The 25,606-nt window shown below is 67.7% G+C and carries 28 protein-coding genes; 10 read left to right on the top strand and 18 right to left on the bottom strand.

Going from position 1 to position 25,606, the window contains the following annotated elements; translation table 11 throughout:
• Positions 1-160: 160 nt before the first annotated feature.
• From psmA to dapA, 11 genes are all read right to left on the bottom strand, one after another.
• Complete coding sequence (gene psmA, locus RBH22_RS02600; RefSeq protein WP_256544754.1) at positions 161-925, bottom strand: archaeal proteasome endopeptidase complex subunit alpha; 765 nt, start codon at positions 923-925, stop codon at positions 161-163.
• Between the two features lie 4 nt (positions 926-929).
• The gene (locus RBH22_RS02595) at positions 930-1,409 is read right to left on the bottom strand and encodes an Rpp14/Pop5 family protein (protein WP_121568190.1); all 480 of its coding nucleotides are present in this window, start codon (positions 1,407-1,409) and stop codon (positions 930-932) included.
• Between the two features lie 7 nt (positions 1,410-1,416).
• Positions 1,417-2,082, bottom strand: coding sequence for a class I SAM-dependent methyltransferase (locus RBH22_RS02590; RefSeq protein ID WP_306676444.1), 666 nt, complete (start codon positions 2,080-2,082; stop codon positions 1,417-1,419).
• A complete protein-coding gene (locus RBH22_RS02585; RefSeq protein ID WP_306676443.1) occupies positions 2,066-2,776 on the bottom strand; it encodes an RNase P subunit p30 family protein in 711 nt (236 codons plus the stop codon). Before RBH22_RS02585 ends, RBH22_RS02590 begins: the two co-directional genes overlap by 17 nt.
• Positions 2,777-2,847: 71 nt before the next feature.
• Positions 2,848-3,402, bottom strand: coding sequence for a BGTF surface domain-containing protein (locus tag RBH22_RS02580; RefSeq protein WP_306676442.1), 555 nt, complete (start codon positions 3,400-3,402; stop codon positions 2,848-2,850).
• A gap of 112 nt (positions 3,403-3,514) precedes the next feature.
• Positions 3,515-4,627 (bottom strand): M20 family metallopeptidase, encoded by a 1,113-nt coding sequence (locus RBH22_RS02575; protein ID WP_306676441.1) that lies wholly within the window; start codon positions 4,625-4,627, stop codon positions 3,515-3,517.
• Positions 4,628-5,509: a diaminopimelate epimerase gene (gene dapF, locus RBH22_RS02570; protein ID WP_256544749.1), complete on the bottom strand. Its 882-nt coding sequence runs from the start codon at positions 5,507-5,509 to the stop codon at positions 4,628-4,630. It lies immediately after the preceding gene.
• Positions 5,506-6,753, bottom strand: coding sequence for a diaminopimelate decarboxylase (lysA, locus tag RBH22_RS02565; protein WP_306676439.1), 1,248 nt, complete (start codon positions 6,751-6,753; stop codon positions 5,506-5,508). The genes dapF and lysA overlap by 4 nt, the downstream gene beginning before the upstream one ends.
• A complete protein-coding gene (locus RBH22_RS02560; RefSeq protein ID WP_256288125.1) occupies positions 6,750-7,595 on the bottom strand; it encodes a 2,3,4,5-tetrahydropyridine-2,6-dicarboxylate N-succinyltransferase in 846 nt (281 codons plus the stop codon). Before RBH22_RS02560 ends, lysA begins: the two co-directional genes overlap by 4 nt.
• Before the next feature lie 2 nt (positions 7,596-7,597).
• Positions 7,598-8,416 carry a 4-hydroxy-tetrahydrodipicolinate reductase gene (gene dapB / locus RBH22_RS02555; protein WP_306676438.1) on the bottom strand — a complete coding sequence of 273 codons (819 nt, stop codon included), beginning with the start codon at positions 8,414-8,416 and terminating at the stop codon, positions 7,598-7,600.
• Positions 8,417-9,334 carry a 4-hydroxy-tetrahydrodipicolinate synthase gene (gene dapA / locus RBH22_RS02550; protein ID WP_256288123.1) on the bottom strand — a complete coding sequence of 306 codons (918 nt, stop codon included), beginning with the start codon at positions 9,332-9,334 and terminating at the stop codon, positions 8,417-8,419.
• Positions 9,335-9,661: 327 nt separating this feature from the next.
• On the opposite strand from dapA, the gene RBH22_RS02545 reads away from it, so the two are divergent.
• A complete protein-coding gene (locus RBH22_RS02545; RefSeq protein WP_306676437.1) occupies positions 9,662-10,159 on the top strand; it encodes an NYN domain-containing protein in 498 nt (165 codons plus the stop codon).
• A 42-nt stretch (positions 10,160-10,201) separates the two neighbouring features.
• Here the strand turns inward: RBH22_RS02545 and RBH22_RS02540 are convergent, their stop codons facing one another.
• Complete coding sequence (locus RBH22_RS02540) at positions 10,202-10,378, bottom strand: hypothetical protein (protein ID WP_256544745.1); 177 nt, start codon at positions 10,376-10,378, stop codon at positions 10,202-10,204.
• A 314-nt stretch (positions 10,379-10,692) separates the two neighbouring features.
• Between RBH22_RS02540 and RBH22_RS02535 the strand changes: the two genes are divergently transcribed.
• Positions 10,693-11,193 (top strand): PUA domain-containing protein, encoded by a 501-nt coding sequence (locus RBH22_RS02535; RefSeq protein ID WP_256288121.1) that lies wholly within the window; start codon positions 10,693-10,695, stop codon positions 11,191-11,193.
• Between the two features lie 20 nt (positions 11,194-11,213).
• Here RBH22_RS02535 and RBH22_RS02530 read toward each other — a convergent pair whose 3' ends face one another.
• The 3 genes from RBH22_RS02530 to srp19 all read right to left on the bottom strand — a co-directional run bounded on the left by RBH22_RS02530 (position 11,214) and on the right by srp19 (position 12,859).
• The gene (locus RBH22_RS02530; RefSeq protein ID WP_306676436.1) at positions 11,214-12,278 is read right to left on the bottom strand and encodes a presenilin family intramembrane aspartyl protease PSH; all 1,065 of its coding nucleotides are present in this window, start codon (positions 12,276-12,278) and stop codon (positions 11,214-11,216) included.
• Between the two features lie 70 nt (positions 12,279-12,348).
• Complete coding sequence (locus tag RBH22_RS02525) at positions 12,349-12,576, bottom strand: Gar1/Naf1 family protein (protein WP_256288119.1); 228 nt, start codon at positions 12,574-12,576, stop codon at positions 12,349-12,351.
• 1 nt (position 12,577) lies between these two features.
• Positions 12,578-12,859, bottom strand: a complete 282-nt coding sequence (gene srp19, locus RBH22_RS02520) for a signal recognition particle subunit SRP19 (protein ID WP_306676434.1) — start codon at positions 12,857-12,859, stop codon at positions 12,578-12,580.
• A 147-nt stretch (positions 12,860-13,006) separates the two neighbouring features.
• On the opposite strand from srp19, the gene RBH22_RS02515 reads away from it, so the two are divergent.
• The gene (locus tag RBH22_RS02515; RefSeq protein WP_306676433.1) at positions 13,007-14,218 is read left to right on the top strand and encodes a Xaa-Pro peptidase family protein; all 1,212 of its coding nucleotides are present in this window, start codon (positions 13,007-13,009) and stop codon (positions 14,216-14,218) included.
• A gap of 34 nt (positions 14,219-14,252) precedes the next feature.
• Here the strand turns inward: RBH22_RS02515 and RBH22_RS02510 are convergent, their stop codons facing one another.
• Positions 14,253-14,756, bottom strand: coding sequence for a hypothetical protein (locus RBH22_RS02510; protein WP_121568174.1), 504 nt, complete (start codon positions 14,754-14,756; stop codon positions 14,253-14,255).
• Positions 14,757-15,053: 297 nt separating this feature from the next.
• Between RBH22_RS02510 and RBH22_RS02505 the strand changes: the two genes are divergently transcribed.
• From RBH22_RS02505 to surE, 3 genes are all read left to right on the top strand, one after another.
• Positions 15,054-15,836 carry a prephenate dehydrogenase/arogenate dehydrogenase family protein gene (locus RBH22_RS02505; RefSeq protein WP_306676432.1) on the top strand — a complete coding sequence of 261 codons (783 nt, stop codon included), beginning with the start codon at positions 15,054-15,056 and terminating at the stop codon, positions 15,834-15,836.
• The gene (locus tag RBH22_RS02500; RefSeq protein WP_306676431.1) at positions 15,833-17,329 is read left to right on the top strand and encodes a methyltransferase; all 1,497 of its coding nucleotides are present in this window, start codon (positions 15,833-15,835) and stop codon (positions 17,327-17,329) included. Before RBH22_RS02505 ends, RBH22_RS02500 begins: the two co-directional genes overlap by 4 nt.
• 110 nt (positions 17,330-17,439) lie before the next feature.
• Positions 17,440-18,243 carry a 5'/3'-nucleotidase SurE gene (gene surE, locus RBH22_RS02495; protein WP_256544738.1) on the top strand — a complete coding sequence of 268 codons (804 nt, stop codon included), beginning with the start codon at positions 17,440-17,442 and terminating at the stop codon, positions 18,241-18,243.
• A 40-nt stretch (positions 18,244-18,283) separates the two neighbouring features.
• On the opposite strand, the gene RBH22_RS02490 is transcribed toward surE, so the two are convergent.
• Complete coding sequence (locus tag RBH22_RS02490; RefSeq protein WP_306676430.1) at positions 18,284-19,159, bottom strand: methyltransferase domain-containing protein; 876 nt, start codon at positions 19,157-19,159, stop codon at positions 18,284-18,286.
• A 97-nt stretch (positions 19,160-19,256) separates the two neighbouring features.
• On the opposite strand from RBH22_RS02490, the gene RBH22_RS02485 reads away from it, so the two are divergent.
• Together RBH22_RS02485 and RBH22_RS02480 are read left to right on the top strand one after the other, a co-directional pair.
• A complete protein-coding gene (locus tag RBH22_RS02485) occupies positions 19,257-20,573 on the top strand; it encodes a HEAT repeat domain-containing protein (RefSeq protein ID WP_256544736.1) in 1,317 nt (438 codons plus the stop codon).
• Between the two features lie 69 nt (positions 20,574-20,642).
• On the top strand, positions 20,643-22,391 hold the full coding sequence (locus RBH22_RS02480) for a phospholipase D-like domain-containing protein (RefSeq protein ID WP_306676429.1): 1,749 nt from the start codon (positions 20,643-20,645) through the stop codon (positions 22,389-22,391).
• 36 nt (positions 22,392-22,427) lie between these two features.
• Here the strand turns inward: RBH22_RS02480 and RBH22_RS02475 are convergent, their stop codons facing one another.
• Entirely contained in the window at positions 22,428-24,353 is a 1,926-nt protein-coding gene (locus tag RBH22_RS02475) for an OB-fold nucleic acid binding domain-containing protein (RefSeq protein WP_306676428.1), read from the bottom strand.
• Positions 24,354-24,503: 150 nt separating this feature from the next.
• Between RBH22_RS02475 and RBH22_RS02470 the strand changes: the two genes are divergently transcribed.
• Complete coding sequence (locus RBH22_RS02470; protein WP_256288110.1) at positions 24,504-25,028, top strand: Mov34/MPN/PAD-1 family protein; 525 nt, start codon at positions 24,504-24,506, stop codon at positions 25,026-25,028.
• Entirely contained in the window at positions 25,025-25,510 is a 486-nt protein-coding gene (locus RBH22_RS02465) for an adenylyltransferase/cytidyltransferase family protein (protein ID WP_256544733.1), read from the top strand. Before RBH22_RS02470 ends, RBH22_RS02465 begins: the two co-directional genes overlap by 4 nt.
• The last annotated feature ends 96 nt before the right edge of the window (positions 25,511-25,606 follow it).

The following is a 25,606-nucleotide window of genomic DNA, read 5'->3' as shown; positions in this document are numbered from 1 at the left end:
GTTCGCGCGCTCGGTAGCCGCGTGTGTCCCGAACCCGCGTGTCCCGAATAGCTGCAAAACGGTCCGACTGGCGGGATTTTCGAACGGGTACAGTCGTTGACTGGAACGACGCTACTATAGACAGGTCGCGAAAGCGGAGAAGTACCGCGGTCCGACGCTGTTATTCGTCGGCTTCGTCGTCTTCGTCTTCTTCGGCCGGTTCGAGGTCGTTCTCGACGATGTACGGTTCGATTTCGTCGTTTTCGAGTTCGACGAACGCCTCGGACTCGGCGGAGACGGTCGCGACGTCGACGCCCGCGGCCGTGAGTTCGTCGTCGTTCGCGGAGGCGATCGCGCGAAGCGCCAGGCCGACGCCCTCGTCGAGCGTCATCTCGTCCTCGTAGTTCTCTTCGAGGTGCTCCTGGATGTCCCCGCGGTCCGCACCGATCGAGACGGCCTTCCACTCGTAGGGCGTCCCGGAGGGGTCCGTCTCGTAGAGGCGCGGCGAGCCGTTCTCGATGCCGCCGATGAGCAGCGCGACGCCGAACGGACGGGCGCCGCCGACCTGCGTGTACTGCTGGATGTGGTCGGTGACGTTCTTCGTCAGCGTCTCGATGCCGACGGCTTCGCCGTAGCGGAGGCGGTTGACCTGCGCCTGACGGCGCGCGAAGTCGATGAGCTGTCGCGCGTCCGCGACGTGGCCCGCCGAGGCGATGCCGGCGTGGTCGTCGGCCTTGTGGATCTTCTCGACGCTCGTCGGCTCCATCAGCGGAGAGCGAGAACGCTTGTCGGCCGCGAGGACGACTCCCTCGGGCGTCCGGACCCCGACGCTCGCGGTCCCTCGCTTGACTGCTTCCCGCGCGTACTCCACCTGATAGAGACGACCGTCGGGCGAGAAAATCGTGATCCCACGATCGTATGCCTGCTGTTGGGCTTGTCCCTGCATAGTATCACTCGAAATCGAGCCGCGTCGCGCCCGCGAACCCGTCGGTGCCCTCGACGTCGACGCGCGTCCCGCGGACGACGGCAGGGTGGGGTTCGTTCTCGAACACGACGTCTCTCTGTTTTCCACGTCCGGTCCGGCCGTTCAAATACCTTTCCTCACAGGCACGAACAGTGCCCGAAATTCCGCGAACACGGAGGCCGACGGGGGTGCCGTCGACCGCGTCGACGGTCGCGAGTGCTGCCCGGGCGCGGTCTTCCGTGCCCCGATACGCCCGCACGATCGTCTCGCCGTCGCCGCCATCGAGGTCGAACGAGAGCACCGTCAGATCCGTCTCCGCGCTCCCGACGTCGCCGTAGAGGTTCTGTGCCGCGTACCAGAGGTCCCGCTGGAATGCCCCGCGGTCGAACTCCGCGTCGGGCCAGGTCTCGATCTCGACGGCCAGATACCGCCAGCGCGGCTGGAGGTGTTTCGGAAGGTGCTTCACGGTCGGTTCACTCCGCGCCGTCTGTGGTAGCGTCCGCGTCCGCGACGCTGACGCGTTCGCTCGCGTCGCCGAACCGTTCGGCGACGAGGACGCCGACCTGCTCGTGGACGCGCTCGACGGCCGTGAGGACGAACCCCTCGTCAGTCAGTGCCTCGACGAGCGTCCCGACGGTCGCGGGGTCGTCGACCTCGGGGCTGTAGAAGGGCTCGTCGGGGTCGGGCGCTCCGAAGAACATCAGGTCGCCGAGCACGAAGCGCCGCGGATTCAGGTCGGCGATGGCGGCGATCGCCTCCCGTTTCTCCGCGTCGGAGAGGTGATGCATCGCGAAGTTCGAGGTGACGACGTCCACCGGACCGTCGTAGTTGGGGTCGCGGAAGCGGCCCTCGCCGAACTCGACGTTTTCCAGGCCCGCGTCGCCGGCCTTCACGCGCGCCTCAGCCAGCATCCCCTCGCTGATGTCGCGGCCGATCACGCACTTCGCGTTCGGTGCCAGCGCGAGCGCGATCGCCCCGGTGCCCGTCCCGAGGTCGAGGACCACGTCGTCGGGACCGGGAGCGGCGTGTTCGACGACTAAATCCGCACACGCGAGGTACTCTGCAGAGTCCGACTCGTCGTCGTACGAGTCGGCGACCGCCGAGAAGCGCGCGGCGTGTTCGTCAATCGTCTTCTTCATATCGGCCACGTTCGACGCCCGGGGCAATGAACGACTCGGAGAGTCGCTCACGGTTCCGGGCGATCAGCCGTCCCCACGCGTCGAGCCCCTCGCGTGTCCACTCTTCTCCGAGGCCGATCTCCGCACCGAGCGCGGCGAGCTCCCGGGGCGCGCGGAGCTGCAGGTGCGATTGCGGATTCGCGCTGACGACGTAGGGCGCGTCGTAGTGGTCGACGAGCCGCTTCAGCCGACGGAGTTTCTCGAGGTGCTGAACGCGGTGGCCGCCTCGATTTCTGAGGACAGGCGCGAGGTTCACTTCGATCCAGACGCTGTGCTCGCTGGCGGCCTTCGCGAGCACGTGGTTGAAGTCGCCGTCACCGCTCCCGTCTGCCCCCTCGAACGGCCGCGTGAGCACGTCGACGCGGTCCTGCTCGACAGCGAAGCGATTCAGCGCGTTCGTCCCGCCGCAGACAAACACGAGCGTGTGCTTTGTGCGCGCGTTCCCGACCGCGCCGCTGGCGTGTTGGGGGTCGGCAGCGACGATCTCGGCGGCGTCGACGACGTCGGCCGCGAGGTCCTCACGGAGACGTTCGTAGTCGGGGTCGGCGTCGTCAGCGCGGACGATCACGCCCTCGTACCCGTAGCGCTCGGCCGTCGTCGCGAAGCGTGCGGCCGTGCTCTGTCCGTCCGGGTGGGCGTGAACCGCCTCGTACATAGTCCGAAGAACAGGCCGGGCGAGTATGGCAGTTACGATCGGTCGAAGTAGCGCGCGAATCGAGGAGACGGTCAGCGACCGCGACGCCGCCTGAGCACGGCCGCACTGCCGAGAACGCCGGCGACGGCGCCGGCGACGCCGAATCCGGGCGTCGACGTACCCGAGCCAGATTCGGTCGGCGTCGACTGATCGTTCCGGATCGGGACGTCGAAGTCAGCAGTCTGGTTCCCGTCCGGCCCTGCCACAGTAATTGTGATCGAGTCGTGCGTCTCGACCGCCGAGAGGTCGAAAGTCGCGTTCCAAGACCCATCTTCACCGACGGTCGCCGCTTGCGTCTTGAGGAACTGCGGGTCAGTCTCGCCCGCGGACTGGACGCGAATCTGCAGTTCGGTACCCGGATCGAGCGTCGTCGTTCCGGCGATCGTCACCTCCGCCGTCGACGAGACCAACTCCGTATCGAGTTGAAACGGCTCCTCGTCCGCCTGTGCGGTCGCGGGAACGGCGGCCGCCGAGAGTACGAGCGTGGCGACGAGTGCGAGCGAGACGAACGAACGTGCCGCTGGTACGCTGTGCTCGATCTCGCTTGCGATCTGTGCGATACGATCTGTTGGAGGGCTATCGATCATACCCACTCGGGGAGACGAGTGTGGCGACCAAGTAGGCGGGGAATGCTTAAATCGTCGCTTGAGCGCCGACGGAGCGGCTCGTTCCGCCCCACTAGACCGGCCGCTCGGCCGATCAGCCGACGAGTTGCCGCGTCGCGTCGGTGAGCGCAGCGGCCGCGCGCTCGACGTCGTCGACGTCGACGTACTCGCGCTCGGCGTGGGCGACGGCCCCCTCGTCGTCGGCGAGAACGCCCGGACCGAAGACGACCACGGGGGCGGGCGAGAAGTACGACGCCTCGGTCGCGGCCGTGAACGGGCGGACGGTCCCGGATCCGCCGGCCCGCTCCGACGCGGCCGCGAGTGTCTGCACGAGGGCGTGCTCTTCGTCGGTCGCGAACGCTTCCAGAAACGGCGTCGGGCGATCCGTGAGCGAGAAGTCGACGCCGACATCGTCGGCGACGGCGGCGCGAACGGCCGTTTCGAGTCCCGTTCGGAACTCTTCGGCCGTCTCCGGCGGGACGCTCCGGCGGTCGAGAACGAGTTCACAGTGCGCCGGGATCTGGTTCGTCGCGTCGCCGCCCGACACGGTCGTCGGCGTCAGCGTCGCCGCGCCGAGTTGCGGATGCGGGTCGCGCCCGTCGTCGAACTGTCGAATCACCGTGAGTGCGGCTTCCAGTCCGGCGATGGCGTTCACGCCCGACGTCGGTTCGGCGGCGTGCGCGGCCGAGCCGGTGAGCGTGAGCGTTCCCTGGAAACGCCCCTTCGCGGCGGTGCAGACGTCCAGATCGGTCGGTTCGCCGACGACGTAGCAGTCGGCGTCGAGATCCAGCGCGGCCGCGCCCGTCGAGAGTTTCTCCTCGTCGGGCGTTACTGCGAGCGTCACGCGGGCGTCCTCGCGTGGGTCGACAGCGAAGAACGCGGCGAGAATAGCTGCGAGCGGCCCCTTCGCGTCGCAGGAGCCGCGGCCGTGGATGCGGGTCGTCTCGCTGTCCGCCTCCTCGCGCTCGAACGGCACGTGTGGCGAGACGGTGTCGATGTGGGTGTTGAAGACGAGATGCGTGTCCGCGTCGGATTCGGTGGCGCCCTTCGCAGCGAGCGTGTTGCCCGCGTCGTCGACGCGGGCGTCGAGGCCGTGGGCTTCGAGCGTCTCGACGAGGAGCGCGCGCATCTCCTCGACGCTCTCGTTGGAGGCTATCGGAACGGCGTCTTCGAGGAACGCGACGGGATCGAAGTCGTCGTCGGCCATCTACGCCGAGCGCACGACGACGTCGAGTTCGCTCGCGAACTCCCGCTCGGCGGGGCCGGCGAGCGTTGCCGGTCCGTCGTCCGGCACGGTGATCTCCAGGTCGCCGCCCGGCGGGCTGACGGTCACGGGTGCGCTGCCGTCGACGAGGCCGAGGCGCTTTGCGACCGCAGCGACAGCGACGGCACCGGTCCCGCAGGACTGGGTCTCGCCCTCGACGCCGCGCTCGTAGGTCCGCTGTCGGAAGTGGGGGTTGCCCTCGTCGTCCTCGACGCGGGAGGCGAGCGTGACGTTGGCTCCCTCCGGGAAGACGTCCGCGTGGCGGACGTCCGGTGCGACGGCTTCGAGGTCCACGTCGTCGACGTCGTCGACGACCGCGACCGCGTGGGGGACGCCGGTGTTCACCGCGGTAACGGTGAGGCCTTCGACGTCTTCTTCGACGAGTTCGGCGTCGCGATCCAGCGGCACGTCACGAGGGGCGAAGGTGGGTTCGCCCATCTCGATGGTGACGTGGTCACCGTCGACATCCGCGCGGCGGGTTCCGGCGGGCGTGTCGATCATCAGCACGTCCGAGCCGGTCTGTTCGGCGCCCCAGGCGGCGGCAACGCGGGCACCGTTGCCACACATCGCGGCGACGGAGCCGTCCGGTTGGACGAGCGTCATCACGATGCGCGGCGGCGAGTACCGGTCTTCGAGTGCGAGAAAGAGCACGCCGTCCGCGCCGGTGCGCGGCGAGTCGTCGTGTGTCACGCCGGTCTCGCGGTCGCAGTGAGTCGTGGCGAACGCCGGGCGGTCGGGAATCGATTCGACGGCGTCGACGACGATGAAGTCGTTGCCGGTGCCGTGGTACTTCTCTACTGGTACGTGGTCGTGCAGTACGCTCATTGTTCTAGTTCGGTGAGGTCAGTCAGGGTTTCCCGTCGCCGGGCGAGTCGGACCGTCGTCTCAGAGAGGGCGACTTCCGCCGGTCGGGGTCGAGAGTTGTAGGTGCTCGACATCTCGTATCCGTACGCGCCCGCGTTACCCACGGCGAGGAGGTGCCCCCGTCTGGGCCGCGAGAGCGGTCTGTGCTCGCACAGTACGTCCGCCGACTCACAAATAGGTCCCGCTACGGTGACGGGCATCGATTCGGCGTCGGCAGATGCAGAGAGATTGCGGATTTCGTGGTACGCGTCGTACATCGCCGGCCGGAGCAGCGTCGTCATCCCGGCGTCGACGCCGGCGACGGTAGCGTCGCGAGCCTCCTTGACCGTGTTGACCCGCGTGAGGAGCACGCCGGCGTCGGCGACGACGTAGCGTCCGGGTTCGACTGCGAGCGTCGCGTCGACCTCGCCGAGCGCCTCACGCGTCGCGTCGGCGACGGCGTCGAGATCCAGCGGCGGTTCGTCGTCGCGGTACGGCACGCCGAAACCGCCGCCGACGTCGACGAACTCCAGGGAACCGACGCGGGATTCGACGTCGCGGGTGAGATCTCCCATCCGGCGGACCAACTCGCGGTGCTCCGAGAGGTCCTCGCCGGAGATGCCGCTGCCCGCGTGGGCGTGGACGCCGACGAGGTCGAACTCGGCGGCCCACGGTTCCGCGAGGTCGGGAACGCGTTCGATCGGAATGCCGAACTTCGCGTTCGCACCGGTCTGAACCTTCTCGTGGTGGCCCGCGCCGACGCCCGGATTCGCGCGGATGCAGAGGCGGCCGTCGAAGCCGCGGTCGCGGAGGCGGTCGACGGTGTCGGCCGCGCCGACGGTGATCGTCAGCCCGGGATGTTCGCGCCAGCGCTCGACGACCAGATCGAGGTCGCGAGCGGGCGGATTGACCGCCGTATACTGGATTCGATCGCCAGTGAATCCGGCCTCGAAAGCGCGTTCGACCTCGCCGGCGGACGCGCACTCGACGTCGAGGCCGGCCTCGCGGACGGTTCGAAGCACGGACTGGCCGGTGTGGGCCTTCGCGGCGTACCGGACGTCGGCGCCGGGGAACGCGTCCAGAAGTCGGGTGCAGTTCGCTTCGACTCTACGGAGGTCGACGACGTAGAGCGGGGTCTCGTACTCCTCGGCGAGCGCGACGAGCGTCTCCTCGTCCCACTCGTCGAGGCGGCGAACCGCCGGCCCGCCGTCGCCGCCCTCGCTCATTCCCGAAGCGCCTCCTCGCGGCGGGTCTTATCGAGCGTGTCGTCTTCGATGTCGAGCGCGACGACCGCCGGCTTGTACGCGCCAGACTCGAAGAGGTCGTGATCGCCGAGCGAGGACTCGACGTAGCGCGTGAACGCGCGGCGGTTCGACGGCAGGTGGCCGTAGATGACTTCCTCCTCGACGAGGTCGTAGACCGGAATCCGGGGGCTGAGAAGCGTGTTCTCGCCGACGACCGTGTTCTCGCCGACGTGGAAGCCCGAGGTGACGCGACAGCCTGCACCCAGCGAGACGCCGTCCTCGATGATCACGGGCGCGTCCTCGACCGGTTCGAGCACGCCGCCGATGAGCGTGTTCGCGCCGAGTTTGACGTTCTCGCCCAGTTGGGCGCAGGAACCGACGGTGTCGCAGGAGTCGACGAGCGTCCCGTCGCCGACGTACGCGCCGATGTTGACGAACGACGGCGACATCATAATGCAGTCCGAGCCGAGGTACGCACCGCGGCGGATCGCCGTCCCGTCGGGCGTGTTGCGGGTGCCGCGCCCGCCGAGGTCGGTGGTCGAACGCAGCGGCAGGACGTCGTAGTACGTGACGTCGCCGTACTCGCGGGGGAGCGTCTCCCGCAGGCCGAAGTTCAGGAGAATGCCCTGCTTGACCCACTCGTTGACGACCCAGCCGTCGGGGCCGCTCTCGCCCACCTGCTCGGCCGCCCGTACGTCACCCGTTTCGAGGGCTTCGAGGAAGGCGTTGAGCGTCGACTCGATCGCAGAGCCAGCGGTGTCGGCGGAGAGTTCGTCGTCCTGGTAGCGCTGCCACAGGTCCGTCACGTCGGATTCGAGTCCCATTGTCAGTGTGCTCCTGTGTCACTCTCGTCACTGTCGGCATCTAAGACTTCGTCGAAATCGTAGCGGCCGGCGTCGCGTCCGGCGAGCCAGGCTGCCGCGTCGAGCGCGCCGGCGGCGAAGATGCCGCGCGAGCCGGCCCGATGAGTCAGTTCGAGTACCTCGTCGTTGCCGGCCAGAAGGATCTCGTGCTCGCCCGTGACGTCGCCCGCGCGGCGGGCGTGGACGCCGATCTCCTCGCCCTCTCGCGGCTGTTCGCCGACGCGGCCGTTGACGCGCTCGGCCTCGGTGTCGCGGACCTCGTCGACGTCGTCGAGGATCGACAGCGCCGTGCCGGAGGGCGCGTCGCGCTTGCCGTTGTGGTGGGTCTCCGTCAGTTCGATGTCGTAGCCGGGGAGCGCCGCGACGGCCTCCCTGACGGCCCGCCGGAGCGCCGCCACGCCGCGAGAGAAGTTCGAGGCCTTCAGGAAGGGGACGGCTTCGGCGACCTCGCCGAGTTCGGTCCGCTGGAGTTCGCTGTAGCCGGTCGTCCCGACGACGACCGCGACGTCGTTCGCCGCGGCCGTGCGGAGGTATTCGACGCTCGCGCCCGGCACGGTGAAGTCGACGAGGACATCGACGTCGTGTTCGGCAAGCGCCCCATCGAGTTCAGTATCGTCGACGACCGTGTCGGCAGCCGGGACGTCACCGCTGGGGAATGCCCCGGGCGATTGAGTCGCCGCGAGGACGAACTCGACGTCGTCGCGGTCGGCAGCGGCGGCGAGTAGTTCACCGCCCATCCGGCCGCTCGCGCCCGTGATCGCGACGCGGAGACCGCCGCTCATCTATACTGCCTCCGTCTGCTCGCGCTGCTCCGCGTCGGCTTCGAGATCCGCGAGGATTTCTTCGAGCTCCGCGCGCGGCTCCGCGGAGAGGTCCGTGAGCGGCGAGCGGAGCTTCCCGGGAGCGTAGCCGCGAATCTCCATCGCGGCCTTGACCGGGATGGGGTTCGTCTCGACGAAGAGCTGTCGGAACAGCGGCGAGAGCTCGAAGTGAAGTTCGCGGGCGCGGTCCATCTCGTCTTCGAGCGCGGCGTCGACGAGGTCGACCATCCGCTCGGGTTCGACGTTGCCGGCGACGGAGATGACGCCGCGGCCGCCGAGCGAACAGATCGGCAGCGTCAGCGCGTCGTCGCCCGCGAGCACCGACAGGTCTTCGTCGCGTGTGTACTCGATGACCTCGGAGATCTGACTGATGTCGCCGCTCGCGGCCTTGTACGCCGTGATGTTCTCGTGTGAAGCCAGCGCAGCGACCGTCTCGGGTTCGATGTTCTGGCCCGTGCGGCTCGGCACGTTGTAGACGATCTGTGGGAGATCGACCGCGTCGGCGATCGCGAGGAAGTGCTCGCGGAGGCCTGCCTGTTCGGGCTTGTTGTAGTACGGCGAGATGAGGAGCAGTCCGTCAGCGCCGGCGTCGGCAGCGCGCTGTGAGAGGTCGAGCGCCTCGTGGGTCGAGTTCGAGCCGGAACCGGCGATGACGGGGACGTCGTCGACAGCTTCGACGACCGTCTCGACGACCTCGATGTGTTCGTCGTGGGTCAGCGTCGCGCTCTCGCCGGTCGATCCGGCGGGCACGAGGCCGGCGACGCCGGCGGCTTCGAGGCGCTGGGCGTCGGCGGCGAGCGTTTCGTGGTCGATCCGTCCGTCGTCGGTGAACGGCGTGGTCATCGCGGGGAACACGCCGGTGAAGTCGATCTGTGTCATCGTTGGTAGGGGGTACTGCGAGTCGCAGTCGGTAGGGTGTATCGGTTGGTCGTCGGCCGACCGTCGATGCGCGCCCGGTCGTGGGGTCGCCAAAGACGGGGATGCCACTCCCGCCTAGAGCGTTAAGGCGCGCGTTTTTTACCGATGAAAAGAAGGCCACGTACCGCTGGCGAACGGGGCGAATCCGTCGCAGGCGTCGTGGCGCGCGTCACAGTTCACAGACATCCCTCCCGCATAATATACGTTTCGCCGTCGGGCGCAGATCCGCCGCACTACCGGGACCGACGGGACCGGACATTCATGTAGTGTGGCCTCCCCAGAGACTGTATGACCGAAATTCACCCGAGTCAGCGGGTGGCGATGCTCGCAGACGCCCAGAACCTCTATCACACGGCCCAGAGCCTCTACTCGCGGAACATCGATTACTCCGCGCTGTTGGAGAAGGGCGTCGCCGGACGCGACCTCACCCGCGCGATCGCGTACGTCATCCGCGCGGACGCGCCCGAAGAGGAGAGCTTCTTCGACGCGCTCGTCGACATCGGCTTCGAGCCGAAGATCAAGGAGATCAAGACGTTCGGCGACGGCTCGAAGAAGGCCGACTGGGACGTCGGGATGAGTCTCGACGCCGTCACGCTCGCGAACCACGTCGACACGGTCGTCCTCTGTACGGGCGACGGCGACTTCTCCAGGCTATGTTCGCACCTGCGTCACGAGGGCGTCCGCGTCGAGGTGATGGCCTTCGAGGAGTCGACGGCCGAAGAACTGATCCAGGCTGCGGACACGTTCCTCGACCTCTCGGAGCGAAAAGAGACGTTCCTGCTGTAAGCGCGGTATCGGAGGCGACATCTGTCGGGTGGCGGCGTCGTTTCAGGCGGCGCGAGCGTCGCCCGTACCCGCACGGAGGAGCGCGAGTGCCGAGCCAGCGACTGCGATCGCGGCGACGGCGGCAGCGAGGAGGTTGCTGACGCCCGTCTCGAAGAGGAGGCCACTGCTCGCGACGAGGAGCAGTGCCCCGACCGCGACCAGTCGCACGTTGACAGCCATACCACAATCCCAGTTCCCACCGGTATATATACGTTTTCGAGTCGCAGTGAGTGTGAGAGAGTCACGCACAGGTGTGAGGAACGGCACACAGGAGCGAAAAACGGCAGATCGTTCCGTGTGCGAAGAACCGCACTCATACTGTTGGACAGCAGTTCGTGAATCATTCTGGCACCCACGGGGTGCCGATACTTTTCACATCGTTCTGTCCGACAGTATCAGGCCCCGGGCGGCCACTCGCCGGAACCAGAACCCGGACGTCTTCTCCTCGGACGTGGACCGCGAGTGTCTTGACGGTCGGCCCGGAACGACCGGGTATGACTGACGCGAACCGCGAGAAGACGCTCGCGGAACTGCGGACGATCGCCGACTACCAGTTCGGTGCGGGCGCGGGCCGGGCGCTGTTTCCGGACGACGGCAGCGAGTCGTTGACGATTCGCCGGTCGACGAGCGGCCGGCCGCGACAGATCGTCTCGGCGGACGGCCGCGTCGTCTCCTACGGAACCGACGGTCGGTTCACTCTCGGCGTCGCCGGCGGGCGACGACTCGTCGACGCGCTCGACCGGCCGACCGCCCGCGTCGTGGTCGGCGAGGAGAGCGAGCCGTTCGTCCGCGACGGCAAGAACGCCTTCGCGAAGTTCGTCCGCGACGTCGATCCGGCGGTCCGACCGGGCGACGAGGTCGCTGTCGTCCTCGACGACGACACCGTCATCGCGGTCGGCCGCGCGGAACTCTCCGCCGACGCGATGGCGGACTTCCAGACAGGGATGGCGGTGCACGTACGCGAAGGAGCAGAAGCGGAAGCCGACGGCGACTGAGTCGTGAGGCGACGCGAGTTTTAGAGCCCGAGCGCCGTCAGGAGCGGGACGCCAGTAGCGAGCGCACCGACGAGATAGCCGCCGATAGCTCCGCCGTTCAGCAGCGGGAGTCCGGCGTGGGCGCGACCTTTCAGCACCATCCCCAGCAGCGTGAACAGGCCGGCGAACGTCCCGACCATCGCCGTCAGTGCCGGGAGATTGAGCGCCGGCAGTCCGGGGACGCCGAGCGACGGTGCGAGCGACGCCGGGAGGAAGAACGCCGCGCTGGCGATGATCACCGTGGGCATCACGGCGTCCCCGAGGCCGATGAAGAAAGCATCGCGGACGTCGTCTTCATCTGCCGGGACCACGTCTTCATCCGCAGGAGTCTCCTCGGCAGCCATCGGTGCTTCGTCGGACTCTTCGCTCTCGGACTCGGTATCGCCTTCGGACGCCGTCTCAGCAGTCTCCGCGCCCGCACCGTCGGTGTACGTCGCCGACTGTTCGTCACCGTCGTCGGCCGCCGTTTTCGCGTCTAAAAGCGAGTACGAGAGCGTCGTGGGGACGACCAGGACGACCGGGAGGTTCAGATCCATCACGCCCTCCGCCAAATCGAGCATATGTTCGGTGCCGTAGACGCTGATGGCGTCGTAGACGGCGAGGATCGAGAGCAAGACGATAGCCGGCAAGAGTCCGAAACTGATCCCGAACAGGCCCGCAGCGCCCGCCCCCATCAGGACGCCCGCGGCGTCGATGACGTACCACTCGGGGTGGACGACCAGAAGCGCCGCGAGGACGAGCGACGCGCCGATCGCGGCCAGCGGCGAGAGGAACACCGAGAAGACGTACCACGCCAGCGACGCGGCGGCGAGGACGACGAACCCCTGGACGAGCCAGTCGAGGTCGAATTTGAACGCCGCGAGCATCGCCGCCGTCGCGACGAGAATCGCGCCGATGTAGAGCAGGCTGTTCGTCGGATCGGAGGGGTCCTCGACGGTCTGATACCCCTGTTCGTAGAAGGTCGGCACGAGCGCCAGCGCGCCGAGTTGCACGAGCAAGAACAGCAGGGCGGCGAACCCGACGCCGGCGGCGACGCGTCTTCGCATACGCTCTGATTTGCGGCCGACGCACTATGGGAATTGTGTTTCGGGCTTCGGCGGTGCAGCGCGACCGCGCTCAGCGCGCGTACAGCCGCTTGCCGACGACCGACGCCGGAGACACGTCGCTCGCGGGCGTGACGGCGACGTAGGGCCGAGTGACCGGGCCGAAGACGTCGACGACGCGGCCGACCGTCGAGAGCGACTCGTCGACGGCCTCCGCGCCGATGTCGGGGTGGTCGGCGTCGTCGCAGCGGACGATGAGGAGGTTCTGTGCCATTCGAGAGACGGTGCCGAGGCGCTGCATCTCAGCCCCGGAGGATCCCGACGTAGGCGGCGACCGCCTGCACGAGGTCGTTCTTCGTCGAATCCTCGGCGCCTTTCACGAGCACGCGCCCCCGGGCGTCCCACTCGCGGGGGTGCGTTACGTCGCGTTCGATGACGGCGTCGTAGCCGATCTGCTGGACGGCCTGCGCGATCTCGTCGACCGACGGATCCTCGACGGCGTCGTCGAGCGGAACCCGTCGCCCGTCCTCACGAGAGACGGACGCGTCGAGGTAGCGCGGCCAGATGACGTTCTCGACAGCCATAGTCGAACGACCGCGGCGCGCCCGTAATACGGTTGTGGTCCGAATCCGGCGCGCGAGGGCGATCAGGGAGGGCGGTCGAGAATCGAGTCGGCGCCGAAAGACGTCTGAAGCGTGGTTCTTTATCCGACCGCGTCCCACCGAACGGCTATGGACCCCGATCTCTCGCAACTCGACGCCTATCTCGACGCCGACGGACACGACGGCTACCTCGTCGACGCCGACAGTTCGGACTCGACGCAGCGCTACCTCTCGGGATTCGACGCACCCGACCCGTTCGTGACCGTCTACACGCCCGAGAGGACGGCGCTGCTCGTCTCTGCGCTGGAGTACGGTCGCGCCAAGAAAGAGAGCCGAGCCGACGACGTGTCGCGCCTCGCCGACTACGACTACCGCGCGCTCGCCGCCGAGCACGGTGCAGGCGAAGCGAAGGGGCGCGTCGTCGCCGCGTGGCTCGACGACCTCGGCGTCGACAGCGTCGCCACCCCTGAGCGGTTCCCACTCGGACCCGCCGACCATCTCCGCGAACGCGGCGTCGCGGTCGCGCCCGAAACCGAGGACGTCGTGACGGATATCCGCGCGCGAAAGACGCCCGAGGAGATCGAACACATCCGCACGGCCCAGCAGGCCAACGAAGCGGCGATGCGGGCGGCAGCAGATCTGCTCGAAGACGCCTCGATCGTCCAGTCGGACGAGGTAGACGCCGACACGACCGACGGCGACCACCAGATCCTCCGCTACAACGGTGCGGTCCTGACCAGCGAGCGTGTCAAAGAGGAGATCGAGGTCACGCTGCTCCGCCACGGCTGCGCGCTCGACGAGACCATCGTCGCCTGCGGCGTGGACGCTGCAGACCCGCACGATCGCGGGAGCGGTCCGCTGCGGCCGAACGAGCCGATCATCGTCGACATCTTCCCCCGCTCGAAGGCGACGAAGTACCACGCCGATATGACGCGGACGTTCGTGAAGGGCGAACCGACCGAGACCGTCCGCGAGTGGTTCGAGTTGACTCACGAGGCGCTCGACGCCGCTCTCGACGCCGTCGAGGCGGGCGTGACCGGTGCAGCCGTCCACGACGCCGCCTGCGACGTCTACGAGGACGCGGGCCTGCCGACGCTCCGTTCGGACCCGACGACCGAAACGGGCTTCATCCACTCGACGGGACACGGCGTCGGCCTCGACGTACACGAGCTGCCGCGGATCTCGCCCGACGGCGGCGAACTGCGGCCGGGCCACGTCATCACGATCGAGCCGGGGCTGTACGACCCAGCAGTCGGCGGCGTTCGGATCGAAGATCTCGTCGTCGTCACCGAGGACGGCTACGAGAACCTGACCGAACACCCGATCGAACTACAACTCTGACGGAGCGCGCCCGTCAGCCCGAAAAACAATACGATCAGCTCGACGACTCGCCGGCGCTCTCGGATCCGTTCGGCTGGCGGTGCTTCTCGTCGCGGTACGACTGGAGAAGCGACTCCAGCGCCTCGCCGGTCTTCGGCGTGAGTACGCCGGCGGCCTGGCGAACCACGTCGTCGTCTTCGAGCAGAAACGCGTAGATCGTCTGTTCGCCGAGGATCCCGAGGCGGCGTCGGAACGCCTGCTTGTCGACCGAGAGGAAGACCGTATTGTCGTGTGTGCGCTGGCGGGCGCTGGCGGGCGACATTCCGCCCATCGATTGTGGCGGGAGCATTCCGCCCTTGCCGCAGACGGTAAGCTCGTAATACCCGAAGTGGTCGAACCGCTCGCACAGTTCGGAAGCGAACTGTCGCCACGAGTTGACGAGCGACCGTTGTCGTTGATGAAAGCTAACGACGACGAGCGTCTGTTCGCCGTGCAAGTCGTCGGGAAGCGTCAGTCGACGCCCCTGTGTGTCTCTCCCGGAGACCGTAGGAAACTTCATCGGTGGTTACTTTCTCTATTCCCCTATTGTTATAGAGCGATTACGCGCGTGTTCATCCCCATACTGTGCGGCGATAGCAGTCGCTGTGCCGTCAGCATACGCTGTCGGTCTGGCTGACCGGCCAGTTTTGCGACGGTACAGACTCCTTTCCCCCACCTAGACACGGGTAACCACTCGGTTAAACGTATTCCTCTGAATATCAGCGCTGATTCCGGAAGTAGCTCACAACTCGCCCGGAGTCGGTCCCGAAACCGTCACCGAACCCCTTTTGATTGGGGCGGCGCGTAGTCGGCGGCGATGGAGGTACTCGTCGTCGGAGCCGGCGCGATGGGTCGCTGGGCCGGCGAGACGCTCGCGGCGGAGTTCGACGTGGCGTTCGCCGACCGGGACTGGGCTGTCGCGAGCGCCGCTGCGGACGTAGTGGAGGGTCGTGCCGTCGCGCTCGATACGACGGAAACGTTCGACGTGGTCTGTCTCGCCGTGCCGATCAGTGCGGTCCGGGACGCGGTTGCGGCCCACGCCGAGCGTGCCGGGCGCGCGATGCTCGACGTTACCGGCGTGATGGCCGACCCCGTGGAAGCGATGCGGGAACACCTGCCGGACCGCGAGCGCGTCAGTCTGCACCCGCTTTTCGCCCCGGAAAACGCCCCAGGGAACGTCGCGGCCGTCGTCGACGCCGCCGGTCCCCTCACGGACGCCGCGCTCGACGCCATCGCCGACGCCGACAACCACGTCTTCGAGACGGACCCCGCCGAACACGATTCGGCGATGGAGACCGTGCAAGCGGGGGCGCACACGGCGGTCCTCGCGTACGCGCTGGCGGCCGAGGACGTCCGCGAGGAGTTTGCGACGCCGATCTCAAGCGTCCTGTCGGACCTCGTCGACACCGTGACCGGGGGGACCCCGCGTGTCTACCGGGAGATTCAGGAGTCGTTCGAGGGTGCCGACGCCGTCGCGGAGGCCGCACGCCGCGTCGCCGACGCCGAGGGCGACGCCTTCGAGCAGTTGTACGAAGAGGCCAGACAGCGACAGCGGAAGCACGCCGATAGGACCGAAGACGGTCACGGGGACACAGAATGATCGACCGCGAGGCCGTGCGCGCGAACGCGAAGTACCTGCGAAACGTCCGCCCGATCGATCCCGAAGAGATCCACGAGTACATCGACGGGACGCCGCACCCGGCCGTCGTCCGCGAAACACTCCGCGAGGAGGCGTACGACCTCGGCCTCAGAGAGCGCGAAGACGGCACGTTCGTTCCGGTGAGCGAGGACCCCGCGCCGCAACCGGGATGGGAACCCGACACGTTTCCCGAACCGTACGCGTTCGCGCTGGAAGACCTGCTCGTCGAGCGCTACGGGGCGAACTGGCATCGCGGCGAGACCGGCGACCAGTTACGGGAGACGATCCGCCGACTCAAAGAGGACTACTACCGGCAGAACCCCGTCGAATACGACGCGGTGGCGGCGCTCGGGTACGCGATATATCATCTCTCTGACTACTACGCGGCGATCGGCTACGTGCTCGACGACCTCGCAGAGCGCGAGCACCTCCCCCGAACGCTTCGCGTCCTCGACGTCGGCGCGGGAACCGGCGGGCCGGCGCTCGGGCTGCACGACTATCTTCCGGCGGACGCCGTCGTCGACTACCACGCCGTCGAACCGTCCGCGTCGGCCGACGTGCTCGAACGGCTGCTGAAAGAGACGGGACGGAACTTCCGGACGACGATCCACCGCGAGACCGCCGAGGCGTTCGAGCCCGAGAGCGAGTTCGATCTCGTCGTCTTCGCGAACGTGCTGAGCGAACTCGACGACGCCGAAGCCGTCGCGTCTCGGTATCTCGACGCCGTCGCAGACGACGGCTCGTTCGTCGCCATCGCACCCGCCGACCGCAACACCAGCACCGGGCTCCGCGACGTCGAGCGCGCGCTCGCGCCGCCGGCGTCTGCGGTGTCGGTGTACGCGCCGACGCTCCGACTGTGGCCGGGCGAGGCCCCCTCCGATCGCGGCTGGTCGTTCGATCGCCGCCGCGACGTCGCTGCACCGCCGTTCCAGCACCGCCTCGACGAGGCCGGGACGGCCGACGCTGGCGTGGAGTCCACGGCCGAGACAGGAACCGGGGCTGCGGCCGACTCGGAGTCAGATACAGTCCCCGAGTCCAGCGGGCGCACGCCCGGGGACGGCACGTTCAGAAACGAGACGGTCCAGTTCTCCTACGCGATTCTGCGGCCTGACGGAGCGCGCCGCGCGGACGTCCTTGCCGACCCGGATCGGCACGCGAAGATGGCCGAGATGGAGCGACACGTCACGAACCGAATCGATCTCCTCGCGGTGAAGTTGAGCCGCGACCTGACCGACAGCGACGACGCCAATCCCCTGTTCAAGATCAGCGACGGCAGCGAGTCGGTCGAACACTACGCGGTCTCGACCACGCGCGACCCGCTGAACGAGGCGCTTCTCACGGCCGACTACGGCGACGTGCTGGCGTTCGAGAACGTCCTCTGTCTGTGGAACGGCGACGAGGGCGCGTACAACCTCGTCGTCGACGACGAGACGTTCGTCGAGGGCGTCGCGTGAGCCGGACCGTCCCACGCTGATCCGTCCCCTTGACCGATCCCATCTGGGAAACCGCCTCTGAAGACCGCCACGGGCGGTACACCTTTCCGCCGTCCCGCGAAGATACCGATATGAGCGATTCGCTCTCTGTACTCTTGACGAACGACGACGGCATCGACGCCGTCGGATTCCAGGCGCTGTACGAGGAGCTCTCGGCGTTCACAGACGTGACTGCTGTCGCGCCCGCAAACGACCAGAGCGCCGTCGGACGCCAACTCTCGAACGACGTCGCCGTCCGCGAGCACGACCTGGGGTACGCGATCGACGGCACCCCCGCCGACTGCGTCGTCGCCGGCCTCGAATCGCTGTGTCCGGAGGTCGACGTCGTCGTCGCCGGCTGTAACAAGGGCGCGAATCTCGGGGCGTACGTCCTCGGTCGGTCGGGAACCGTCAGCGCGGCCGTCGAATCGGCGTTCTTCGACGTCCCGGCGATCGCTGTCTCGCTGTACGTCCCCGGCGACGGCGACACGCCGTGGCGCGAGCAGGCCACCGACCCCGCAGACTTCGCGAACGCGACGCGCGCGACGACGTACCTGCTCGAACACGCGCTCGGCGCGGGCGTGTTCGAACAGGCGGAGTATCTGAACATCAACGCGCCCATCGTCGACCCGGAGAGCGGCCCCGCACCGCTCGAGATCACGCGCCCGTCGACCCTGTACGAGATGACGGCCGAGCACGACGGTAACGGTCGGATCACACTCCACGACGGCATATGGGAGATGATGCGCGCGGGCGACATCCCGGATCCGGAAGGCACCGACCGCCGCGCAGTCGTCGAGGGCAAGGTGTCGGTCTCGCCGCTGACCGCGCCGCACACGACCGAGCATCACGAAGCGCTGGACGGACTCGCCGAGACGTATCTCGACGCGATCTAACGACGAGATCGGGAGAACGCCAGCACGCGCACGCCGTGGCTCATTCGAGGACGGCGACGAACCGCAATCGCCGGTAGTCGGCGGTCCACGTCCCGTCGTCGTAGAGATCCTCTCGGAGTCGGTCTTCGACCGCCGAGACGACGGCACCGCGTTCTGATTCCGGCACCGGGCCGAGAAGCCGGTCACCAAACATCTCGATCCACGCCGCCAGGCCGTTTTCGCCCTCCTCGAGTTCGGTCGGGCGATCGAACAGGCGCGCGTAGCGGACCTCGAATCCGTGATCTTCGAGGCGTGTGGCGTGTTCGCCGACGGTCGGGAAGTACCAGGGCTCCGTCGGCGGTTCGTACCCGCGCGCGTCCAGTTCGGCCTGAATCGCGCCGACGATGCTGCCGACGTTCCCCGTACCGCCCAGTTCGGCGACGAACCGCCCGCCGGGTTCGAGCGCCTCCGCCACCGCGTCGATGACGTCGTCCTGCTCGTGGATCCAGTGGAGGGCGGCGTTCGAGAACACGGCGTCGAACGGTTCCTCGGCGTCGAAGTCGCGGGCGTCGGCCCGGACGAACTGCCGGTCTGGGTGGGCCTCGCGTGCGGTCTCGATCATCTCGGCCGACTGATCGATGCCGACGACCTCCGCGCAAGCATCCGCGATACGGTCGGTCAGATGTCCCGTGCCGCAGCCGAGATCGAGGATCCGCTCGTCCGGTTGCGGGTCGAGTAGTTCCACGACGTCGGAGCCGTACTCGTAGACAAACGAGTGCGACCCGTCGTAGGCCGTCGTGTCCCAGTCGTTCGTGTCTTCGGAGCCATCGGCGTCTGTGGTGTAGTCCGTGTCTGTGGTGTCGCTCGCGTCTGTAGTGCCGTCCGCGTCTGTTGTGTCGTTCACGTCACCGGCCGTGTCCTCGCTCGGAGCGGTCATTGGCCCCAGTTGCACCTGCGAGCCTATAAAGAGCGTTCGGGACGCCGCGGCGACAGAAGGGAAACGCTCTTTTCGGGTACGGACGGATATCGAGCATATGAGCGACGGGGACGACGAGACGGCTGCCGATGCGGAGGAGACGGCGGCGTCGGACGAGTCGACAGACGCGACGCCCGAAACCCTGAACGAACGCCTCGACGACGTCGAATCCGCCCTCGAGGGCGCGGAGACGGAGGCAGACTTAGACGACGTCGAGTCCGACCTCGACGGGATCGAGTCCGACCTCGAAGACGCGGATCTGCCCGAACCCGACGAGGACGACGAAGACGCCGAGGATCCGCGCGCGGAGCTCGAATCGCGCGTCTCCGACCTCCGCGACGACCTGGAGTCCCAGCGCGGCCCGTACGCGAGCGACGTCGTCGACGAGATCGAGGCCGCGCAGTCGAAGGTGACCGACACCAAGTGGACCGAACAGGGCGAATCCGAGATCGTCGACGTCGTCTCGGCCTTCGCCGACGCCGTCGCCGGTGAACTGGACGCCGACGTCGCGCTCGACGGTGACGACGAGGACGCCCTCGTGGCGGCACTCGACGACGCGATCGCGGCCGTCGAAGCCGCGGACCTCGACGCCGACGAGGACGCCGAGACGATCGCGTCGCTCCTGGAGGCGACCGACGACCTCGAAGCCGGTCTCGAAGACGCCCAAGAGTGGGACGACCTGGAGACGAACGAGCAACTGATGGCGCAAGGCTTCTACGACGTCCTGGGTCACTACAAGGACTACCCACCGGAGCTGTCGGCGCTCAAAGAGTGGGAGAAGCGCGGCCGCGTCGATATGGTGCTGCTCGCGAAGGATAGCCTCCAGTCGGAGTTTATGCAGGAGCACTGTATGGATGCGCTCGTCCGGATGGCGAACCCCGAAGCCTTCGAGGAGATGCACCAACTCGCCCAGCGCCGCGACAAGGCGGCGATCAAGGCGCTCGGCCGGATGGGTGATGGAGCAGCGGAGGCCGTCGAGACGCTCGTCGAGTACGTCGACGCAGACTCCGATCCGGCGCTCCAGAAGGTGACGCTCCGCGCGCTCGGCGAGATCGGGTCGACGGAGGCGACGCAGGCGATCGCGGACAAACTGGAGATGGACAACGACAACGTTCGGCCGTACGCCGCACGCGCGCTCGGTCTCATTGGCGACACGCGCGCGGTCGCGCCCCTCGCGGACACGCTGGCCGACGACGAGAGCGACACCGTCCGCGCCGCCGCGGCGTGGGCGCTCCGGCAGATCGGCACCGAGGAAGCTCTCGAAACCGTCGCCGAGTACACCGACGAACGCTCCTTCCTCGTCCAGCACGAGGCCGACCTCGCGACCGACGCACTCGGGGATGACGACGCCGACGCGGAAGCGCCGACGGCGTAACCGGACGGCGACCACGTAACTGGGCGGCGACTGCGTACGTTCAAATAGGATCGCCGGGCCAGACGCGCCGTGGTATCACGAGCGCGTCGTACGGGGATCGCGGGCCGCTATGTCGCAGCTAATCGGACGACTGTCCAGCGACCCGCCTCTCGTGAAGCGTATCGGCTCGTCTGCGTGCTCCTCCTCGTTGCTGCCGGGATCGCTGGAGCTGTCGCGCCCGTTGCGGCCGCGTCTTCGGGAGCCGGTCCCAGCTCGCCCGCGACCAACACCACCGATGGACAACCCGCAGGGCCGCACATCGTCGCCACGTTTCCGGATCCGGTCGCAAACGGCGACGTCGGCGAATTTGTCGTCGTCGACGCCGCGAGTGCGTCGAACCTGACGCTCTCGGACGGCGAGTCGAATATCAGCGTCCCCTCGACCGGCACCGTCGCGTTGTCCGCGGCGCCGAACGCGACGCGAGCGCTCGTCGACGTGCCGGTCGTCCGAGCCTCGCTCTCGCTGGCGAACGCCGGTGAACGACTCGTCCTTCGTCGAGACGGCGTCGCCGTCGATCGCGTCATCTACGACCGCGCTCGCGAAGGCGAGCGGTTGAACGCGACGACCGGCCAGTGGACGCCGCGTGGGTTATCTCCACGGCCGGTCGTCGCGACGGGGCCGGCGACCGCGACGGCTTTCGTCCTCCCAGATTCGCCCGATGTGCCGCTCGAAACGCTCCAGCGCGCCGAGACGCGGGTCCTGCTCGCCGGCTACACGTTCGCCTCGCCCCGGGTCGCCGACGCGCTCCTCGCCGCGGCCGACCGCGGCGTCCGCGTGCGCGTGCTCCTGGAAGGCGGCCCAGTCGGCGGGACGACGACTAATCAGCGCGAACAACTCGACCGCCTCGTCGCGGGCGGTGTCGACGTCCGCGTGATCGACGGCCCGCACGCGCGCTTTTCGTATCACCACCCCAAGTACGCCGTCAGCGACGACGACGCGCTCGTGTTGACGGAGAACTGGAAGCCGGCGGGGACCGGGGGTCGGGACAGCCGTGGGTGGGGGGTCCGCGTTCACTCCGAGCGGACGGCCGACGAACTCGCCGCTGTCTTCGCTCACGACGCCGACGGCATCGACGCCGTGCCGTGGCGCGAACACCGCCGGAACGCCTCGTTCGTCGAAGAGGAGCCGGCTTCGGGGTCGTACGATGCTGGATTCGCCCCCGAAACGGTCACTATCGAACACGTGCGAGTGCTGACGGCCCCCGGAAACGCGGGGGCCGCCGTCAGGAGCGAAATCGCCGGCGCAGAGGCCCGCATCGCCGTCCTGTCACCACGGCTCGACCCGGACGGCCCCTACTTCGCGTCGCTCGTCGCCGCCGCCGAGCGCGGCGTCGACGTCCGCATCCTCCTCTCGAACGCGTGGTACGACGAGGAGTCGAACCAGGAGGTCGTCGAGCGGACGATGCGCCTCCGCGAACGTGGCCTCCCGATCGAGGCGCGGATCGCTCGCCCGGCCGGACGGTTCGGGAAAGTCCACGCGAAAGGCGCGGTGATCGACGGGGAGACGGTCGTCGTCGGCAGTCTCAACTGGAACGAACACGCGGCGACCGAGAACAGGGAAGTCACCCTCGCGCTCGACGGCGAGGCGGCGGCGACGTACTACGGACGGGTCTTCACAGCGGATTGGGACGCCGCCGGAACCGGCGGGTCGAGCGGCGAACGAACGAGTAGTCGAGAGGGGATGCAGAACAGAAAGCGGACGCTCACGATGGCACTGGGTGCGCTTTCGGCGGCGTCGCTCGCCGGCTTCGTCCTTCGCCGAACGGTGGACTTCGAGTGAGAAGTGCGGCCCGCGTCTGCGTTGTCGGCGGCGCCCTTAGGCCTCGGTGTCGACGACGGCCTGCGAGGAGAGTTCCTCGTCGAGTTCGGCGTCGGCCATCTTGTCGACGAGGCTCTCGATGACCTCGGTGCGCATCCCCTTGACGAACTTGATCGATCCGACGACGAGGTGGCCGCCACCGGAGACGCCGCCGCCGACGACTTCCTCGTTCAGTTCTGCGACCATCCGCGGGATGTCGAGGCGGACTCCGTCGGACCGAAGGACGGCGAAGTCGGGGCCGTAGCCGATCGTGATGACCGGCTCGCCGTGTTCGCGGACCTTTCGGTCGTGGAGCTTTCCGGTGGTCTTCCCCGGCGCGGGGTAGGTGAAGCGGTGGGCCCACTCGTCGAGGTCGACAGTGTAGAGGTGGGCGTCGGACTCCAGCCGCTCGTGTTCGAGGTGAGAAGCGGCGGCGTCCATCTGCCGTTCGACGTCGCGCTCGGCGCGGCTCGCGAGGAAGCCGACGAGTTCCTGGTGGCGGTCCTCGTCGTCGCAGCCGACGTTCAGCACGTCGTTGACGAGCGACTGGCCGTCGTTGTATCGCAGCCAGTGGGCCGCGTAGTCGAGCGCCTCACCGACGTCGAGCAGGCGCTCGCGGTCGTAGCCCTCAGACTCGGCGAGCGAGACGAAGTCTTCCATCGCCTCGGCCTTCGAGCGGTCGGCCAGGCCCGCGACGGCCGGGACGTGGCGGAGTTCCTCGGTCACGTCGGGGTCGATCATCCGCGCGAGTTCGACGCACATCATCCCCGTCGTGATGCGGTAGTCCTCGTCGTAGAGGTAGGGGTTGACGTGGGCGTCGAGGAGGTCGTCGACCGCCTCCGGGTCGGGGTGGTGGTGGTCGACGACCGCGATCGGCACGTCGTAGTGTGCGAGGTTCTCGTAGGCGGGGACGTCCTCCTCGGTGGAGCCGTTGTCGAGCATCAGGAGGAGCGGGAGCCGCTGGCCGTGCCGCGCACGGCCTTCGAGCGCGAAATTCAGGTCGCGCGTGACGTCCTCCATCTCGTAGAACGGCGCTTTCGAGGGAAGTCGCTTGACGAGGTGCCGCGAGGCGTCGTCGTCGTCGTGGACGGCCTCGATGAAGTTCTCCAGGGCCAACTGAACTGGCACGGAGGCGCACATCCCGTCGCCGTCAGCGTGGTGTCGAACGCGGATCGGACGCCCTTCCAGCACCGTCCGTCGCAGCAGGCGAGCGACCTCGCGAAGGTCGTCGCGGAGTTTCTCGAACGCCGGCCACTCGACGAGTGACTCGACGTCCTCGGGCGCTGCGCGTTCCTCGAACGCGGCGTCGAGGCGTTCGCGGGCCTCGGCCATCGCCTCGCCGTCGAGTCGAGTCATCGAGTCGACTTCGAGCTGGAGCGAGCCGTCGTGGGACTCGACGCTGCCGCCGATCCGGACGACGTCGTCGAGTTCGACGGCCGGGAAGGCGCGAACGCCCGCCTCGCGGAACGCCGCCGCAGAGACGATTCCCGTCTCGTCGGCGATGCGGAAGACGGTCGGGCCGCCGGTCTGTTTGATCTGGGCGACCTGTCCTTCGATGTGGACTTCGTCGCCGGCGCTCAACCCTGCGATCGGCGCGATGTCGGGTTCGTGATCGACGACGACAGTCTGGTACGTCGACTCGGTGAAGACGTCGAACGCGAGATCGCCGTTCTCTTTGATCTCTTCGAGCGTGACGGTCAGGCGGTCGCCGACCTCGTAGGAGCGATCGAGGTTCGACTCGTGGACGAGTCCGGACACCTCGTCGGAGATGTCGACGAAGATGCCGTATTCGACGACGCCGTTGACGACGGCGTGGTACCGTTCGCCTTCTTCGACGTCTTCGAGCGTGCAGTTCGGTGCGAGATCGTAGACGATAGGTCGCGAGTCCGTCTCCGAATCCGGAGCGGACGCGCCGCCGGAATCCCCGGCGTTATCGGCGGTCATACTGGCGAGAAGTGGTGCGTCGCGGTTAAGACTTTACAATCCGCGCGCACGGGGCGGGTGCCGCCGACGCCGTCTCCCGACGGTGCGGTCGGCTGGTCTCGCCTGAATCCGACCGGAACGCTTAGAAGGCGACGAACCGGAGAATCGAATATGCGACTCTTCCGGTCGAGTGAGGTGATCGGCATCGCCGCCGACGCGCTCGACTTCGCACGGGAGGCATCCCGCGAGACACATCCGAACGAGTATATGGGCTTTCTCCGCGGCGAAGACGCCAGCCACTTCGATCTCGATCGCTCGGGCACCGTCATCACGGAGGTGTTGATCGTCCCAGGGACGCGATCGGATCCGACGAGCGCCACCGTCGACAGCAATATGATCCCGAACGACCGCCACGCGGTGGGGTCGATCCACTCTCACCCGAACGGCGTCCTCCGGCCGAGCGACGCCGATCTGGACACCTTCGGCCAAGGCCAGGTCCACATCATCCTCGGTCATCCGTACGGCCCGACTGACTGGCAGGCGTTCGACCAGAGCGGGGAGGTTCGCGACCTGCCCGTCCTCGACGTCGACCTGCCCGACCCCGAGGACTTCTTCGACTTCACCGAGGACGACCTCGACCTCGACTACGGCAACCTCGGCGGGAGCTATCGGGAGTCCGGAGGGTCTTACCGGTGACCCGCCGGATCGTCGCGCAGGGGACGTTCGATCTCATTCATCCCGGCCACATCCACTACTTCTCGGAAGCGGCCGCGATGGGCGACGAACTACACGTCATCGTCGCCCGACGGGAGAACGTCACACACAAGGAACGTCCTGTGTTGCCCGATCGGCAGCGACGGGATGTCGTCGGCGCGCTCGAGATGGTGACCGATGCGCACCTCGGGCACCGCGAAGACATCTTCGTCCCCATCGAGCGGATCGATCCCGACGTCATCGTTCTCGGGCACGATCAGCACCACGACGCAGACGCGCTCCGCGACGCGCTCGCAGGACGTGGGATCGACTGTGAGGTCGATCGCGCGTCAGCTCGGGAACCACGGTACGACGATGAACTGCTCTCGACCGGACGGATCATCGACCGGATTCTCGAAGAGCGTGGACCGGACCACGAGGCGCCGGCAGAAGAAGCAGTCTCGGACGCAGATCGGAACGCGTAGCCGCTTTTTTCCGATATCGCCGGCACTCGCCGACCAGCTGGACAGGAGAAGTAGAAAGCAGCGCGTAGCGGCTGCTCACGGACCGAAGAAACCCGA

The organism is Halobellus sp. H-GB7 (assembly GCF_030848585.1).
GTDB lineage: Archaea > Halobacteriota > Halobacteria > Halobacteriales > Haloferacaceae > Haloquadratum > Haloquadratum inordinatus.
This window is presented reverse-complemented; position numbering and strand designations above follow the sequence as displayed.

Coding starts and splice junctions, on each gene's coding strand:
- psmA (WP_256544754.1), bottom strand. CDS start 925: ATGCAGGGACAAGCCCAACAGCAGGCATACGATCGTGGGATCACGATT.
- RBH22_RS02590 (WP_306676444.1), bottom strand. CDS start 2,082: ATGAAGAAGACGATTGACGAACACGCCGCGCGCTTCTCGGCGGTCGCC.
- RBH22_RS02585 (WP_306676443.1), bottom strand. CDS start 2,776: ATGTACGAGGCGGTTCACGCCCACCCGGACGGACAGAGCACGGCCGCA.
- RBH22_RS02580 (WP_306676442.1), bottom strand. CDS start 3,402: ATGATCGATAGCCCTCCAACAGATCGTATCGCACAGATCGCAAGCGAG.
- RBH22_RS02575 (WP_306676441.1), bottom strand. CDS start 4,627: ATGGCCGACGACGACTTCGATCCCGTCGCGTTCCTCGAAGACGCCGTT.
- dapF (WP_256544749.1), bottom strand. CDS start 5,509: ATGAGCGTACTGCACGACCACGTACCAGTAGAGAAGTACCACGGCACC.
- lysA (WP_306676439.1), bottom strand. CDS start 6,753: ATGAGCGAGGGCGGCGACGGCGGGCCGGCGGTTCGCCGCCTCGACGAG.
- RBH22_RS02560 (WP_256288125.1), bottom strand. CDS start 7,595: ATGGGACTCGAATCCGACGTGACGGACCTGTGGCAGCGCTACCAGGAC.
- dapB (WP_306676438.1), bottom strand. CDS start 8,416: ATGAGCGGCGGTCTCCGCGTCGCGATCACGGGCGCGAGCGGCCGGATG.
- dapA (WP_256288123.1), bottom strand. CDS start 9,334: ATGACACAGATCGACTTCACCGGCGTGTTCCCCGCGATGACCACGCCG.
- RBH22_RS02545 (WP_306676437.1), top strand. CDS start 9,662: ATGACCGAAATTCACCCGAGTCAGCGGGTGGCGATGCTCGCAGACGCC.
- RBH22_RS02540 (WP_256544745.1), bottom strand. CDS start 10,378: ATGGCTGTCAACGTGCGACTGGTCGCGGTCGGGGCACTGCTCCTCGTC.
- RBH22_RS02535 (WP_256288121.1), top strand. CDS start 10,693: ATGACTGACGCGAACCGCGAGAAGACGCTCGCGGAACTGCGGACGATC.
- RBH22_RS02530 (WP_306676436.1), bottom strand. CDS start 12,278: ATGCGAAGACGCGTCGCCGCCGGCGTCGGGTTCGCCGCCCTGCTGTTC.
- RBH22_RS02525 (WP_256288119.1), bottom strand. CDS start 12,576: ATGCAGCGCCTCGGCACCGTCTCTCGAATGGCACAGAACCTCCTCATC.
- srp19 (WP_306676434.1), bottom strand. CDS start 12,859: ATGGCTGTCGAGAACGTCATCTGGCCGCGCTACCTCGACGCGTCCGTC.
- RBH22_RS02515 (WP_306676433.1), top strand. CDS start 13,007: ATGGACCCCGATCTCTCGCAACTCGACGCCTATCTCGACGCCGACGGA.
- RBH22_RS02510 (WP_121568174.1), bottom strand. CDS start 14,756: ATGAAGTTTCCTACGGTCTCCGGGAGAGACACACAGGGGCGTCGACTG.
- RBH22_RS02505 (WP_306676432.1), top strand. CDS start 15,054: ATGGAGGTACTCGTCGTCGGAGCCGGCGCGATGGGTCGCTGGGCCGGC.
- RBH22_RS02500 (WP_306676431.1), top strand. CDS start 15,833: ATGATCGACCGCGAGGCCGTGCGCGCGAACGCGAAGTACCTGCGAAAC.
- surE (WP_256544738.1), top strand. CDS start 17,440: ATGAGCGATTCGCTCTCTGTACTCTTGACGAACGACGACGGCATCGAC.
- RBH22_RS02490 (WP_306676430.1), bottom strand. CDS start 19,159: ATGACCGCTCCGAGCGAGGACACGGCCGGTGACGTGAACGACACAACA.
- RBH22_RS02485 (WP_256544736.1), top strand. CDS start 19,257: ATGAGCGACGGGGACGACGAGACGGCTGCCGATGCGGAGGAGACGGCG.
- RBH22_RS02475 (WP_306676428.1), bottom strand. CDS start 24,353: ATGACCGCCGATAACGCCGGGGATTCCGGCGGCGCGTCCGCTCCGGAT.
- RBH22_RS02470 (WP_256288110.1), top strand. CDS start 24,504: ATGCGACTCTTCCGGTCGAGTGAGGTGATCGGCATCGCCGCCGACGCG.